This window comes from Lysinibacillus sp. 38-6, from assembly GCF_046245175.1.
Classification (GTDB): domain Bacteria; phylum Bacillota; class Bacilli; order Bacillales_A; family Planococcaceae; genus Lysinibacillus.
The window spans coordinates 2880072-2894156 of record NZ_CP176417.1 but is presented as its reverse complement, the minus strand read 5'-3'; the positions used below and the strand labels follow the sequence as shown (position 1 = coordinate 2894156).

The 14085-nt window shown below is 39.1% G+C and carries 14 protein-coding genes and 5 tRNA genes; 18 read left to right on the top strand and 1 reads right to left on the bottom strand.

Annotated features, from left to right (window positions below; all coding sequences use genetic code 11):
- Positions 1-210 precede the first annotated feature (210 nt).
- The 3 genes from ACKVEV_RS14825 to ACKVEV_RS14815 all read left to right on the top strand — a co-directional run bounded on the left by ACKVEV_RS14825 (position 211) and on the right by ACKVEV_RS14815 (position 3805).
- On the top strand, positions 211-1749 hold the full coding sequence (locus ACKVEV_RS14825) for a DEAD/DEAH box helicase (protein ID WP_409367117.1): 1539 nt from the start codon (positions 211-213) through the stop codon (positions 1747-1749).
- A 111-nt stretch (positions 1750-1860) separates the two neighbouring features.
- Positions 1861-2340 (top strand): PH domain-containing protein, encoded by a 480-nt coding sequence (locus tag ACKVEV_RS14820; protein WP_409367116.1) that lies wholly within the window; start codon positions 1861-1863, stop codon positions 2338-2340.
- Positions 2333-3805 (top strand): PH domain-containing protein, encoded by a 1473-nt coding sequence (locus ACKVEV_RS14815; RefSeq protein WP_409367115.1) that lies wholly within the window; start codon positions 2333-2335, stop codon positions 3803-3805. Before ACKVEV_RS14820 ends, ACKVEV_RS14815 begins: the two co-directional genes overlap by 8 nt.
- A 190-nt stretch (positions 3806-3995) precedes the next feature.
- On the opposite strand, the gene ACKVEV_RS14810 is transcribed toward ACKVEV_RS14815, so the two are convergent.
- On the bottom strand, positions 3996-4616 hold the full coding sequence (locus ACKVEV_RS14810) for a rhomboid family intramembrane serine protease (protein WP_409367114.1): 621 nt from the start codon (positions 4614-4616) through the stop codon (positions 3996-3998).
- Between the two features lie 64 nt (positions 4617-4680).
- Here ACKVEV_RS14810 and acpS point away from each other — a divergent pair, with 64 nt between their 5' ends.
- The 15 genes from acpS to ACKVEV_RS14735 all read left to right on the top strand — a co-directional run bounded on the left by acpS (position 4681) and on the right by ACKVEV_RS14735 (position 14033).
- The gene (acpS, locus tag ACKVEV_RS14805) at positions 4681-5034 is read left to right on the top strand and encodes a holo-ACP synthase (protein ID WP_409367113.1); all 354 of its coding nucleotides are present in this window, start codon (positions 4681-4683) and stop codon (positions 5032-5034) included.
- Between the two features lie 91 nt (positions 5035-5125).
- Positions 5126-6226 carry a LolA family protein gene (locus tag ACKVEV_RS14800; RefSeq protein ID WP_409367112.1) on the top strand — a complete coding sequence of 367 codons (1101 nt, stop codon included), beginning with the start codon at positions 5126-5128 and terminating at the stop codon, positions 6224-6226.
- Positions 6227-6688: 462 nt separating this feature from the next.
- A complete protein-coding gene (gene alr / locus ACKVEV_RS14795; protein ID WP_409367111.1) occupies positions 6689-7810 on the top strand; it encodes an alanine racemase in 1122 nt (373 codons plus the stop codon).
- Between the two features lie 416 nt (positions 7811-8226).
- On the top strand, positions 8227-8490 hold the full coding sequence (locus tag ACKVEV_RS14790; RefSeq protein WP_402927574.1) for a hypothetical protein: 264 nt from the start codon (positions 8227-8229) through the stop codon (positions 8488-8490).
- Positions 8491-8494: 4 nt separating this feature from the next.
- Complete coding sequence (locus ACKVEV_RS14785; RefSeq protein WP_008177055.1) at positions 8495-8845, top strand: type II toxin-antitoxin system PemK/MazF family toxin; 351 nt, start codon at positions 8495-8497, stop codon at positions 8843-8845.
- Positions 8846-9102: 257 nt separating this feature from the next.
- Positions 9103-9447: an STAS domain-containing protein gene (locus ACKVEV_RS14780; RefSeq protein ID WP_409367110.1), complete on the top strand. Its 345-nt coding sequence runs from the start codon at positions 9103-9105 to the stop codon at positions 9445-9447.
- On the top strand, positions 9434-9904 hold the full coding sequence (gene rsbW / locus ACKVEV_RS14775; RefSeq protein ID WP_409367109.1) for an anti-sigma B factor RsbW: 471 nt from the start codon (positions 9434-9436) through the stop codon (positions 9902-9904). Before ACKVEV_RS14780 ends, rsbW begins: the two co-directional genes overlap by 14 nt.
- Positions 9882-10667: an RNA polymerase sigma factor SigB gene (gene sigB / locus ACKVEV_RS14770; protein ID WP_409367108.1), complete on the top strand. Its 786-nt coding sequence runs from the start codon at positions 9882-9884 to the stop codon at positions 10665-10667. The genes rsbW and sigB overlap by 23 nt, the downstream gene beginning before the upstream one ends.
- A gap of 152 nt (positions 10668-10819) precedes the next feature.
- Complete coding sequence (locus ACKVEV_RS14765) at positions 10820-12994, top strand: Tex family protein (protein ID WP_409367107.1); 2175 nt, start codon at positions 10820-10822, stop codon at positions 12992-12994.
- Between the two features lie 63 nt (positions 12995-13057).
- Positions 13058-13531 carry a SprT family protein gene (locus tag ACKVEV_RS14760; protein ID WP_409367106.1) on the top strand — a complete coding sequence of 158 codons (474 nt, stop codon included), beginning with the start codon at positions 13058-13060 and terminating at the stop codon, positions 13529-13531.
- 78 nt (positions 13532-13609) lie between these two features.
- Positions 13610-13686: transfer RNA gene (locus ACKVEV_RS14755), tRNA-Asn, on the top strand.
- A 1-nt stretch (position 13687) separates the two neighbouring features.
- Positions 13688-13759, top strand: a tRNA-Glu gene (locus ACKVEV_RS14750).
- A 30-nt stretch (positions 13760-13789) separates the two neighbouring features.
- Positions 13790-13865 (top strand) — tRNA-Asp (locus tag ACKVEV_RS14745).
- A gap of 5 nt (positions 13866-13870) precedes the next feature.
- Positions 13871-13945 (top strand) — tRNA-Gln (locus tag ACKVEV_RS14740).
- 15 nt (positions 13946-13960) lie between these two features.
- A tRNA-Lys gene (locus tag ACKVEV_RS14735) sits at positions 13961-14033 on the top strand.
- Positions 14034-14085 lie beyond the last annotated feature (52 nt).

Here is a 14085-nt window from a genome sequence, read left to right as displayed (position 1 = left end):
TTTATTCTAAGTGAATAATTACACAGAATCAAACCGCTCGGTAAAGACCGGGCTTTCCTTTTCATATAAGAGAGCTCTACTGGAAACCTTTGTAGAGAGAATTTTTAAGTAACGGAAACGTTCCACAACACAGGCTCGAATTTGCCGACAACTTCATCTGAAAATGTAACCATTTGTCAACTTAAAAGCAAAAAAAGGAGATTGAGAAGTTTGACAAATTTTTCAGAATTAAATATTAGCGAATCTACACTACGTTCAGTAAAACGTATGGGGTTCGAAGAAGCAACACCAATCCAAGAGGGTACTATTCGTTTTGCCATTGAAGGTCGCGATGTATTAGGTCAAGCGCAAACTGGTACTGGTAAAACTGCCGCTTTTGGTATTCCACTTATCGAGAAAATCGATCCTAAAAACCCTAATATCCAAGCATTAGTAATTGCTCCAACTCGTGAATTAGCGATTCAAGTTTCAGAAGAACTATATAAAATCGGTTACGACAAACGTGTGAAATTATTATCAGTATACGGAGGTCAAGAGATCGGCCGTCAAATTCGTGCACTAAAAAATAAACCACAAATTATTGTTGGTACACCAGGTCGTATTTTAGATCATATTAATCGTCGTACTTTAAAACTAGAAGATGTTCAAACACTTGTATTGGACGAAGCTGATGAAATGTTAAACATGGGCTTCATCGAAGACATTAATTCAATTTTAGAAAACGTACCAGCTGAGCGCCAAACATTATTATTCTCAGCAACAATGCCACCAGCAATCCGTAAAATTGCTGAGACATTTATGCGCGACCCTGAAATCGTAAAAATTAAAGCAAAAGAATTAACAGTAGATAACATTGATCAATACTTTGTGAAAGCTGCTGAGCGTGAAAAATTCGATGTTTTATCTCGTTTATTAAACGTGCACCAACCTGAATTAGCAATTATCTTTGGTCGTACAAAACGTCGTGTGGATGAGTTAGCGCAAGCTTTATCAATCCGCGGATATCTTGCTGAAGGTATTCACGGTGATTTAAGCCAAGCAAAACGTATCTCAGTGTTACGTCAATTTAAAGAAAATAAAATTGATATCCTAGTGGCAACAGATGTAGCAGCCCGCGGTCTTGATATTTCAGGCGTTACACATGTATATAACTTCGATATCCCTCAAGATCCTGAATCTTATGTTCACCGAATTGGTCGTACTGGCCGTGCCGGAAAATCAGGTCTTGCTGTAACGTTTGTAACACCTCGTGAAATGGGTTATTTACGTATCGTTGAAGAAACAACGAAAAAACGTATGACTCCACTTCGTCCACCAACAAATGACGAAGCACTAGTAGGTCAACAACGTTTAGCGATTGAGACACTTGAAGGTCTTATTGCGAATAATAACTTAGGTGATTACCGTACACTGGCTACAGAAGTACTTGAAAACCACGATGCAATTGATGTTGTAGCGGCTGCATTACGCTCATTAACAAAAGAGCCAGATGATACGCCTGTTACAATTACTGAAGAACGTCCATTACCAATGCGCCGTGAGCGTTCTGGTGGCGGTGGCGGTCGCGGTGGCGATCGTAACGGTCGTAACAGAAACGGTGGCGGTCGCAGCTATGGTGGTAACCGTCGTGAAGGTGGCGGAGATCGTCGCAACAGTGGAGGCCGTCGTGAAGGTGGTCGCCGTGAAGGTGGCGCTCGCCGTGAAGGTGGACAAGGTCGTTCACGTGCACCACGTCGTCATGAAGACTAATTAAAAAATGTAAACCTTACAGTCAATTTGGCTGTAAGGTTTTTCTTTTTATTGTGAAACAAATTCGTGTTAGTGTACGTATACATAGGTAATTAATAAAGGAGGAACGACATGAGAACTGAACCAGCACATCAAATTTCCCGCAAAGGGTTAACCGTATGGCGATTATATGGCGTGTTACAGACAGTGCTATTACTCGTTATAGCAGCATTTGTTAGTTACGGTACTTTTTATTTTAATTGGCCATCATTTATTTACTTTATTGCCGTTGCAGTTGTCATACTTAGTGCTTTTTTATTGGCGTATTTATTTCCAAAAATTCGTTGGGAACGTTGGCGTTATGAAGTGCGTGAGCATGAAATCGAAGTCCAACATGGTTTATTTGTTGTAAAACGTACACTCATACCGATGGTGCGTGTGCAACATGTTGATACGACACAAGGTCCTATTTTAAAACGATATAGCTTAGGCAATATTTCAATTTCTACAGCTGCTACAGTACATACAATTCCTGCGTTGGTCATGGATGAGGCAGATGGACTTCGGGCACGTATATCAGAATTAGCAAGGGTGGCGGAAGACGATGTCTAATGATGTGTATCGTTTACACCCCGTTGCGGCTATTATTTCTAGTGTCAAAGCGCTGAAAAGTATGATACTCCCTGTTGCCATTATAGTGATTACGAACGGTTTTAACTTTTCGTTCAACTACCGCAGTGAATATTTTTTTGAAACAGTTTTATTGTTTGGTGTGTGGGGGGTAGCAGCAATCCTTGCGCTTGTAGGGGGGCTCATTAAATGGCGCACCTTTGTTTATTGGTTTGAGGAAGGCGAATTGCGTGTGACGTACGGATTATTCGTTAAAAAGAAGCGCTATATACCTTTTGAACGCATTCAAAGTTTAAATTATCATGAAGGTATTTTCCATCGTATTTTTGGTTTAGTAAAGGTCCAAGTGGAGACAGCTGGCAATAAAGGCGGCAAGCCAGAGGTAGAATTAACAGCTATTAGAAAAGTTGCAGCAGATGTTATTGAACAGGAAATGCGCCGTGCAAAAACACAAATGGCTCAACCATCTGCACTGGAGCAATCACCTGAGCAAATAGAGGATGTAAGTATTCCAGTTATTTATCATATGTCGATGCGGGACTTACTTGTGTTAGCTACGACTTCTGGTGGGATCGGGGTCGTGTTGTCAGGGCTGGCAGCAGTAGTCTCCCAATTTTCAGATATTATTCCGTATGAAGAGGTCTTTCATGAACTAGCGGATTTTGCGAAAGTCGGGGCATTTTTAGTTGCCTTAACAGTTATGTTTGTACTGATCGTAGCATGGTTCATATCGGTTATCATCACGCTTGTAAATTACTACGATTATACTGTTCGAATTGAAGATGAAAAGCTGATGATTACAAAAGGTTTACTGGAAAAGAAAAGAATTACATTGCCTTTAAATCGCATTCAGGCAATCCGTATTGTGGAAAATCCGCTACGCCAACTATTTGGTTTTGCCACTGTTATAGTAGAAAGTGCAGGTGGAAACGGTGAAAAAGCTGGAGATAAGAAAATTGCATTGTTTCCACTAATTAAAAAGCGGGATTGTGTAGAAACGCTTGTACAACTCTTCCCTGAAATGAATTGGCATCCTACTATGACAAGAGCTCCAAAACGAGCGCGTCCTTTTTTCTATCGCATTGATTTTTTGTGGCTAGTCCCGATAATGGGGGCATGTAGTTATTTCTTCTATCCTTATGGGTTGTTGTCATTAGTACTCATTCCACTCACTCTATTACTGGGCATTTGGCAACATAGAACGGCTGGCTACATGATTGACGGCAAGCAGCTTACGATGCAATATCGAATATTTAGCCGCATTACATTGTTTATGGAGAAGAAACGTATACAATCGATGGAAAGTAGTCAAACGTATTTCCAAAAACGAAAGCAAGTAATGTCCATTAAAGCAACAGTTATGTCGGGCATGTCCGGTATGACAGGTCATGTACCAAGCGTAGAACAGCAAGATGCTGAAGCTATATTATCCTGGTTTGAGCATTAAATAGAGAATTGTAGGCTAATCTTTGCAAATGTAGAGATTAGCTTTTTTAAGGGGAATTGAACAAGGATGGAAAAAATTGAAATAGCGCAAGAGGCGAATGATGTACTATCATTTATCGATAGTGGGCAGTGAGGTAATATGAAAAAAGAGGAACAACCCAAATCACCGTTGGGGCTCCTCTTTTTACAAGTTATTTGCCTGCCATTTTTTGCTTGCGCCAGCTTAAAATTCTTGCAGGGTGTAAGTAAATAAGTCCAAGAATGAATCCGGTTGCTAAGCCACCTAAATGGGCATAAACATTTACATTAGATTGCAAGAAAGTCATGATGACACTGATAACGATAATCGGCAATATTAGCTTTCGAAGCATAGGCATCGTGCGGCGTGTATAGTAGACAAGTGCACCGAACGCACCGAAAATCCCAAAAATTGCGCCACTTGCGCCAAGACTTGCATAGCCGCCTTCATTAAGCATAAAGGTTGCCATGTTACCTACGATACCCGATAATAAATAAATCGTAATGAATCGTGCTTTACCTGCAATTTTCTCAAGCTCGGGCCCAAATAAAAATAGGGAAAACATATTAAAGAGCACATGCATAAAGTTCGCATGTAAAAACATTGCTGAGAAAACCCGCCACCATTCACCGCTTTGTACGAGAAAGTTGACTTGAATCCCATAATCCCATAATAGCCCGCCTACAACGGGAACAAGTGTTAATACATAAAGTATAAGATTAACGGCTATTAATGTTGACACAACAGGGTAATAACTTGTATATTGCTTAAAATTTTCTGTTCTACTAAACATAGCTCCACCTCAATTTACAATTATTATACATGGCTTTTTGGAAATAAGAAAAGGAGAAGTTCATATGATTAAAGGAATTGGTCTCGACATAGTGGAAACCGAGCGTATTATCAAAGCGATGACACGTACCGAGAAATTTAAAGACCGCATTTTATCAGCGCAAGAACGTACACTATTTGCGGCGCATACAGAATCTCGCAAAGTAGAATTTTTAGCGGGGCGCTTTGCTGCTAAAGAGGCTTTTTCTAAAGCGTTAGGTACAGGGATTGGTAAAGATTGTGCGCTACAAGATATCGAAATATTAAGAGGAGCTGCTGGTAACCCTGTTTTATATTTTAAAGGGGAGCTTGTCAATGGATTCGTTAGTATCACACATACGAAGCAATATGCAGCCGCACAAGTAATATTACTGTTGTAATAAAATATATTACCTTTTCTTCAAATGACATAACTGACTACTAAGGTTCATATATTGTCGTAGTGGATTTGAAAGAAGAAAGGGTGAAAGCGTGGGCAACCGTTTAGTTACTTGGCTCGTCTTAATTTGTGCGATATTACTTCTGTCGGCGTGTGGTACAGCCTCACAGGAAAAGGTGTTAAAGAAAGTTAGTGGTAAGTGGTCAGAGACAAATGGTTATGAGTTAGACGCGAAGATGGAGATTAAATCTGGGGGAGAACCTAGAACGTATGATGTAACAGTTTGGCATACTAAACCTGATTTCTATCGAGTGGAAGTAGTAGAAAGTGGCAAAGATGTTTCACAGATGATTGTGCGGAATGCAGATGGTGTTTTTGTTGTGACACCAACATTAAACAAAATGTATAAGTTCCAAAGTGATTGGCCAAAGAAAAATAGTCAGGCATATTTAATTGGAGCGCTAGCAGAAGATTTAGCTGAAGATAAAAATTTAGTCATGAAAGAAGAGGACAAAGCATATATATTTGAAGCGGCTACTAGAAATAGCTATAAAAATAGTATGCCTCACCAAGTCATTACGGTGGATAAGAAAACGATGCTTCCTACTTCTGTAGTAATTATGAATGATGTGAAAGAAGAACAAATTCGTATTACATTTAACAATATTAAGTTAGGTGTACAACATGCTGCAAAAGAGTATGCTGTGGAGCAGTTTACTGAATCAGATGATTCAAAAGGCGAACAAGCTGCACCTACAAATAAAGATGGCAAAGATGCAACAGATGAAAAAGGTGCTAAAGGTGAAGCAGATGCAAATGGTGAAAAAGAAGCAGTCGGTGCAGAAGTTGAATATGAAGAATTCCAAACGCATTATCCAGTTGTAAATTTTGAAAACACGAAAATGATAGGTGAAAAAGCTATCCGTGAGGGTGGTATGGATCGCGTTATTTTAACGTTTGAAGGTGATAAAGCGTTCACGGTTATGCAACAACCAGTAATGAAAGAGACGGCCATGTTACCAGTTACTTCACCTGGTGATCCTGTTGACTTAGGCTTTACTATCGGAGCTATTACCGATACATCTATTAGCTGGGAAAAAGATGGTGTTGCATTCTTTGTTGCTTCTAGTAAGTTGACGCGAGAAGAAATGATGGAAGTTGCTACTTCCATGACGATAAGTAGTATGAAGTAATTTTTGAGCTACAGCTTTCTATTATATAGGAGGCTGTAGCTTATTAGGCACAAAACGGTTATTGATCAGAGAAGATGGCAACGCTGTTCTTATAGAAATGTGCTATAGAAGAGTGTTTCAAATTTTGTAAGAGAAACGACTATTTATGTAACAGCAAAAAAAAGGAAGATGACCACATGTCGTCGAATTTAAGTAACGAAACGAACTCTAAATCCACGTATGAGAAGATTGAAGTATACTATTAGTTATGGACAAGTATTAAGACGTTCCCATTGTCAGTGGAAGATGGAATTTGCATATGAATTCAGTTATTGTTTAAATCATAGCTAAATCATGTTAAGGTTCCGGCGGGTGTCGCATGCCTTTCAAGTAAGGTCGAAGAAATTTTGGCGCTATTTTTTTATGTATATGGTATTTTTTGCAATACATAATGGTTTAATAAATAAAAAAGAGGGTATTCTAATGGAGACACAGCAGCATTTTAGACCAACTAAAGCAATTGTAGATTTACAAGCAATCCAACAAAATATAAAAAATTTGAAAGATCTACTTCAACCAAATGTACAAATTATTGCAGTCGTGAAAGCGAATGCCTATGGACATGGTGATATAGCAGTTGCTCAAGCAGCTTTGGAAGCGGGTGCTACGATGCTTGCAGTGGCAACACCGGACGAAGCATTACATATTCGAGCGCATTTCGAGGAACCAGACATACTAATATTAGGGGCATCACCAGTATCATTTGCTCCATATGCAGCCCAACAACGTATTACACTAACAGTATTTTCGAGTGAATGGATACAGCAGGCAGCGGCAATTATTGCTGGTGAAACAAACCCTTTACAACTACATATAAAGGTAGATAGCGGGATGGGCCGAATTGGTATACGTACAGAGCAAGAATTATTAGAGCTATACCAGACAATCCATTCAACTGACAATGTAGAATTGGATGGTATTTTTACTCATTTTGCAACAGCTGATGAGGAAGAAACAGCCTATTTCGATAGCCAGGTACAGTTATTTGAAAAGCTCATTTCTCTATTGCCTGAAAAACCTAGACTAGTACACGCATCCAATACAGCAACTGCCTTAGTGAAGAATCATCGTCTACACTATGACGCAGTACGCTATGGTATTTCAATGTATGGGTTAGCGCCATCATCCTATGTGGAAGCAATTTTACCGTTTGCATTGAAACCAGCCTTTGCACTTGAGAGCGAGCTTGTTCATGTTAAGCAGTTAAAAGCAGGACAGTCGGTTGGGTACGGGGCAACATTTGTTGCGCAGTCGGATATGTGGGTCGGTACCATTCCTGTAGGCTATGCAGATGGAGTTATTCGCAAGTTAGCTGGACAAGAAGTACTGATCGATGGACAAAGAATGCCGATTATTGGACGAATTTGCATGGACCAATGTATGGTTGCCCTACCAAAAGCATATGCTATAGGTAAGAAAGTGACGCTTATTGGTAGACAAGGGCAAGAAGTGATTTCAATGGATGAATGGGCAACGAAGCTTGAAACAATTAATTATGAAGTACCATGTATTATTACAGCAAGAGTTCCTCGAGTTTATATTTAACCAGGTTTAAGCAGAAGTCCTTGAGCAAGCGGAGACGATTTACTTGGAGCTTGTCGAGCAGGCTTTAAAAAATCTAAACGCACTGGTACAAACATGATTTTTCTAACAGTATTTAATACAATGTATTTTCGAAAACGCTTTGACAGATGAAGTTAATGAATATTTGTCGAAATTGTTACTTAAATGTGTATGCACATTTCTTCAACGATTATGTAGCGTGAAGCGGAAATAAGCACTCAACACCGCTGTCTATATGACATTGGGTAACAGTAAGTTCCTTTGATAACCAACAAATTTTTACAACTTGTCCTTCAAATTGTCAGATATTTTGTCATTTCATGTCTTTTCAACAATATCTTTCAATGGTAGAATGAGTAGTAATGAAAAAGTGTATGGTTCCGTTGGAGGTGCTTGCTGTGTACGAGAAAAAGTTAAGAGAAGCTACAATTGCTGTTCAAGATAGACTGTTTCTACAAACAAAGGAAGTAATTGAAGGTGAATCTTTTGTGCGTCTTTTGTCGCGCAAAAATTTAATGCAGGAGCAACCAAATCAAATACGGGAAGCTATGATGAAAGGATATGTTGAGATGTCTCATATTAATCTGATGATTGCGAGTGAATGCTTGCACGCGGAATATGAAGCACAACATACAGTGGAGCGTCTCGTTAGCGGGGGATGACACTTTGAATGTAAAACGTGGTGACGTTTTTTTTGCAGATTTATCGCCGGTAGTAGGGTCCGAACAAGGTGGTACTCGGCCGGTATTGATTATTCAAAATGATATTGGAAATCGATTTAGTCCAACTGTCATCATCGCAGCAATTACTGCACAGATTCAAAAGGCAAAGTTACCGACGCATGTTGAAATAAATGCTGAAAAGTATGGTTTTGAACGTGACTCGGTCATTTTGCTTGAGCAAGTGCGTACAATCGATAAGTCAAGATTGACGGATCGTATTACGCAGCTTGATCATGCAGTTATGGAAAAAGTAGATGGCGCATTGATGATTAGTTTAGGGCTTGTTAAATTTTGATATACATATATGTATAGAACATCAGGGAGTAGTTATCCTGATGTTTTTTTAATTCGCCATTTTAAAAATAGTATTAATAGATGAAAGAAAAGGAGTAGTTATCATTCCATTGTTATGTTTGTAGAAAATTGTCGACGGATTTATATGAGTACAAGAAAAAAATTAAGATATGATAAAAAAAATAAAACTTGATGTTTAACGTTTGTTAGATGGGGGTAAAGAAGGGAAGTCAAAATAATATGGTGGAGGTGGGCTGTATGGACATGGTGGTAAATTTTAAAAAAGAAGAAACAAAATTATATGGCTTTATTGAAGGTGAAATTGATACGTATACAGCTTCTGGGTTACGTGAGGAACTAGAAGCAGTCAACATTATAAAAGATATGGATATTGAATTAGATTTATCAAAAGTTAATTATATGGATAGTACAGGTCTCGGTATTTTAGTAGCTTTTTATAAAAGAGCTTTACGTGAAGAGGGTAAAGTGAGAATCGTAGGTCTATCGAAACGATTACAAAGATTATTTGAAATTACTGGTTTAAGTGAACTGATGGATATAGAAACTGATAAGAAGGTGGAATTAAGTAATGAAGGAATTTGACTATATTGAAATTAGGGTTCCTGCAAAGCCGCAGTTTGTCAGTGTTATTCGCTTAACGGTTTCGGGATTAGCTAGCCGTATAGGATTTAGCTACGATGATATCGAAGATTTGAAAATTGCAGTAAGTGAAGCGGTGACAAATGTTGTGCATCATGCTTATAAAGATGCTGAAGAAGGCGAAATTGTAATAGGGTGTGCCCTTTATGATAATAAGTTGGAAATGATGATTGCAGATTATGGGAATAGTTTTAATTTTGAAGAGGTTAAAACGAAAATTGGGCCTTATCATCCTGAAGATAGTATAGCGGGGCTAAGAGAGGGCGGTTTGGGACTTTATTTAATGGAAACTTTGATGGATGAGGTGATGATTAATAACGATGGTGGCGTAACTGTCTTTATGACAAAGTATGTCGCTAGGGAGCAGGTGGAAAAAAATGTCGAAAGAATCACTACATAAATCATCTTCAAAGGAAGATGTATTAAAGTGGATAGCGCTGTACCAAGCAACAGAGGATGAGGAAGCACAAACCAATTTGGTGATTCATTATCGCAATTTAGTAGAGTCCATCGCTCGCAAATATTCATATGGTAAATCTTATTATGATGATATTGTGCAAGTAGGGATGCTCGGTTTACTAGGGGCAATAAGACGTTTTGATGCCGATTTCGGGCGTAGCTTTGAGGCTTTTGCTGTACCGACAATTGTTGGAGAGATTAAGCGATTTTTACGAGATAAAACATGGGACGTTCATGTGCCAAGACGAATTAAAGAGATAGGACCGCGTATTAAAACAACTGTAGAGTCGTTAACAATCGAGTTTCAACGGTCCCCTTCCATTCAAGAAATTGCGGAACGTTTAGAAGTTCCTGAAGAAGAAGTGTTAGAGGCAATGGAGATGAGCCGCAGTTACCAAGCACTGTCAATGGATCATTCCATAGAGTCTGATAGTGACGGAAGTACGGTCACGCTATCTGATATTATGGGGAAAGAAGATATCGGTTATGAAATGACCAATAGAAGGATGATTGTTGCGGATGCGATGGAAGTTTTAAATGAACGAGAAAAGCAAGTAATTCAGCTAACGTATTTAGAGCAACTGAGTCAAAAAGAAGCTGGAGAACAATTGGGTATTTCTCAAATGCATGTCTCGAGAATACAAAGGAAAGCAATTAAGAAATTACAAGAAGTCATTCTTGCAAGTGGTAGTGTGCCGCTGTGATGTTTATATGAAGGCGTTTATTACTAGTGGATTTCCCCATCCAATAGCAATAAACGCCTTATATTTTTGTCTACTTTTACCAGAGTATGGACAATCTTTGGTTTTTTACTGAAGTGTAATGGTAAAATGAAAAGAAAAAAGGTAGTGATAAAGTGGAACAAAAACAAATGTACCAGCTTATTGCGAAGGATGTAGCAATTAAAGCGAATCAAGCAGAGGCTGTGATAAAACTATTGGATGAAGGTAATACGGTCCCGTTTATTGCTCGCTATCGTAAAGAAGCGACAGGCTCGCTCGACGAAGTACAAATAAAAGCTGTAGAAGATCGTTATCATTACATACAGCAACTTGAACAACGTAAAGAGGAAGTTCTCCGTTTAATTCAAGAACAAGATAAATTAACGCCTGAACTTGAAAATGCAATTCAAGTAGCAACAGTTTTACAACGTGTTGAAGATTTGTATCGTCCATATAAGCAAAAGAGACGTACGAAGGCGACAATTGCAAAAGAAAAAGGGCTAGAACCATTAGCTAATCTTCTTATGGAGTATCGTAATGAAGCGTTAGTCCACTTAGCTCAAGACTTTGTAGATACAGAAAATGTTGTAACAGTGGAAGATGCATTGGCTGGAGCGCGAGATATTTTAGCAGAGCGCTTTGCAGATGATGCGGGAATACGACAAAAAATCCGTGCTTTTTCTTGGAAAGAGGGCGTACTGACTACTGCATTAAAAAATGCAGAGTTAGATGAAAAAAAAGTTTTTGAAATGTATTACGAATATGAAGAACCTGTTAACCGTATTGTTCCTCATCGCATTTTAGCGGTAAATCGTGGGGAGAAGGAGGATGTTTTAAAGGTAGCGATACAAGTGCCGATAGAGCGCGTCCTTATGATTATGTGGAAAGAATGGATACCGGCTACAGGTTCATCACCGGCTATTGCCGAGGTAAAGCTTGCAATAGAAGACTCCTACAAACGATTGATTCAACCATCTATCGAAAGAGAGTTACGCAATGAATTAACAGAAAAAGCTGAGGCGCAAGCTATTCATATTTTCTCTGAAAATCTCCGTAATTTATTATTACAGCCTCCGTTAAAAGGCAAATATGTATTGGGAGTCGACCCTGCTTATCGGACAGGCTGTAAATTGGCTGTTGTGGATGAGACGGGGAAAATGTTAGAAGTGACAGCGATTTATCCGCATCCACCAAAGCCAGATGTAGCAAAATCAAAAGCTGTCGTGAAAGAAATTTTAGCAAAATATCCTATTAAGATTATTGCTATTGGTAATGGTACAGCTTCACGCGAAACAGAGCAGTTTATTGCGGATATATTAAATGAAGTGAAGACAGATGTAGCCTATGTGATTGTCAATGAAGCGGGTGCTTCAGTTTATTCTGCGTCGGACATTGCACGTGCTGAATTTCCAGATTTACAAGTAGAGCAACGTAGCGCTGTATCGATTGCACGACGTTTGCAAGATCCGTTGTCTGAATTAGTGAAAATTGAGCCAAAGGCAGTAGGTGTTGGCCAATACCAGCATGACGTTTCGCAAAAGAAATTATCAGAGTCGCTTTCATTTATAGTAGAAACAGCGGTCAATCAAGTAGGAGTCGATGTAAACACAGCATCAGCTTCATTAATGCAATATGTTTCTGGGCTATCGAAAACTGTTGCTGAAAATATTGTAAAAGTACGAGAAGAGAATGGGCAATTTACAACGCGTGCGCAGCTTAAAAAAATTCCACGACTTGGTGCAAAAACGTACGAACAAGCAATAGGGTTTTTACGTGTACCGGAAGCGAAGAATCCATTCGATGCGACAGGTATTCACCCAGAAAGCTACGATATTGCAGAACAAATCTTAGAAGCGGCCCATATCAATAAAAAAGATTTAGGAACACAAAAGGCAGAGGAAGCCATTGCTGCCCTTAATGTTCAAGAATTAAGTAATACATTAGGAATTGGCGTTGTGACAATTCAGGATATTGTTGATACCTTGATGAAGCCAAGTCGCGATCCGCGCGATGCTTTTCCACAGCCACTACTGAAAACAGATGTTTTAAAAATGGAAGACTTACAGGTAGGTATGGAATTGCAAGGTACCGTCCGTAATGTAGTCGATTTTGGTGCATTTGTTGATATTGGTGTAAAACAAGATGGCCTTGTGCATATATCGAAGTTGCAAAAAAAGCGTATCAAGCATCCATTAGAAGTTGTGGCGCTAGGTGATATTGTCACAGTGTGGGTGGAACAGATAGATGTCAATAAAGGACGTATTTCATTAACAATGCTAACTCCAGAAAAACAAACCGTTGAAAAGTAATAATTTTTTGCCACACTGTCTATACTGCACAGTGTGGTATTCTTATTGTTAGAGGTGAGGAACATGAACAATGAGGAACTACAACAGCTAGTCAGTCGAATTTCACTAGAAAGTTTCAATAAACCGTTTATGCATCGAGCATACTTTAATCCAAGACTTCGTACAACAGGCGGCCGCTATCTTTTGCAATCTCATCATATTGAAATCAATCCAAAAGCATTAGAAATGTACGGTGTAAAAGAAGTAGAGGGGATCATACTTCATGAGTTATGTCATTATCATTTGCACATTGAAGGAAAGGGCTATCAGCATCGTGACAAGGATTTTCGTGACTTATTAAAAAAAGTGAACGCACCTCGATTTTGTTCAGCTTTACAAAAACCTACTTCTCGGAGCAAAAAGCAGCGCCCTCATTATACGTATACTTGTATTAAATGCAGCCAAATATATGTTAGAAAAATTAGATTAAATGTACAGAAATACTGTTGTGGCAAGTGTTCAGGGCCATTGAAATTAGTTGAACAAAAAAACTTTTAAAAAAAGGTTGACGTTTATAGCGGTAATCCCTATAATAGTAAAAGTCGACAAGATGAGACGACAAAACAATATGATTATTCCGAAGTAGCTCAGTTGGTAGTAGCACCTGACTGTTAATCAGGTTGTCGCAGGTTCGAGTCCTGCCTTCGGAGCCATGGCCCCTTGGTCAAGCGGTTAAGACACCGCCCTTTCACGGCGGTAACACGGGTTCGAATCCCGTAGGGGTCATTTTTAATAAATATAAATAATTGTAACATTGGTCCCGTGGTGTAGCGGTTAACATGCCTGCCTGTCACGCAGGAGATCGCCGGTTCGATCCCGGTCGGGACCGCCACTTATTGGGGTATAGCCAAGCGGTAAGGCAACGGATTTTGATTCCGTCATGCCTAGGTTCGAATCCTAGTACCCCAGCCATTCATTTCTTAATAAGAGCCATTAGCTCAGTTGGTAGAGCATCTGACTTTTAATCAGAGGGTCGAAGGTTCGAGTCCTTCATGGCTCATCTTTTTTAAGAAAAAGGTTGATATTTCACATTATCATTGTATAATAAGAAA

What these genes read in the sequence shown, in the direction of transcription:
- ACKVEV_RS14820 (WP_409367116.1), top strand. Translation starts at nt 1,861, where the DNA reads ATGAGAACTGAACCAGCACATCAAATTTCCCGCAAAGGGTTAACCGTA.
- ACKVEV_RS14815 (WP_409367115.1), top strand. Translation starts at nt 2,333, where the DNA reads ATGTCTAATGATGTGTATCGTTTACACCCCGTTGCGGCTATTATTTCT.
- ACKVEV_RS14810 (WP_409367114.1), bottom strand. Translation starts at nt 4,616, where the DNA reads ATGTTTAGTAGAACAGAAAATTTTAAGCAATATACAAGTTATTACCCT.
- acpS (WP_409367113.1), top strand. Translation starts at nt 4,681, where the DNA reads ATGATTAAAGGAATTGGTCTCGACATAGTGGAAACCGAGCGTATTATC.
- alr (WP_409367111.1), top strand. Translation starts at nt 6,689, where the DNA reads ATGGAGACACAGCAGCATTTTAGACCAACTAAAGCAATTGTAGATTTA.
- ACKVEV_RS14780 (WP_409367110.1), top strand. Translation starts at nt 9,103, where the DNA reads ATGGACATGGTGGTAAATTTTAAAAAAGAAGAAACAAAATTATATGGC.
- rsbW (WP_409367109.1), top strand. Translation starts at nt 9,434, where the DNA reads ATGAAGGAATTTGACTATATTGAAATTAGGGTTCCTGCAAAGCCGCAG.
- sigB (WP_409367108.1), top strand. Translation starts at nt 9,882, where the DNA reads ATGTCGAAAGAATCACTACATAAATCATCTTCAAAGGAAGATGTATTA.
- ACKVEV_RS14760 (WP_409367106.1), top strand. Translation starts at nt 13,058, where the DNA reads ATGAACAATGAGGAACTACAACAGCTAGTCAGTCGAATTTCACTAGAA.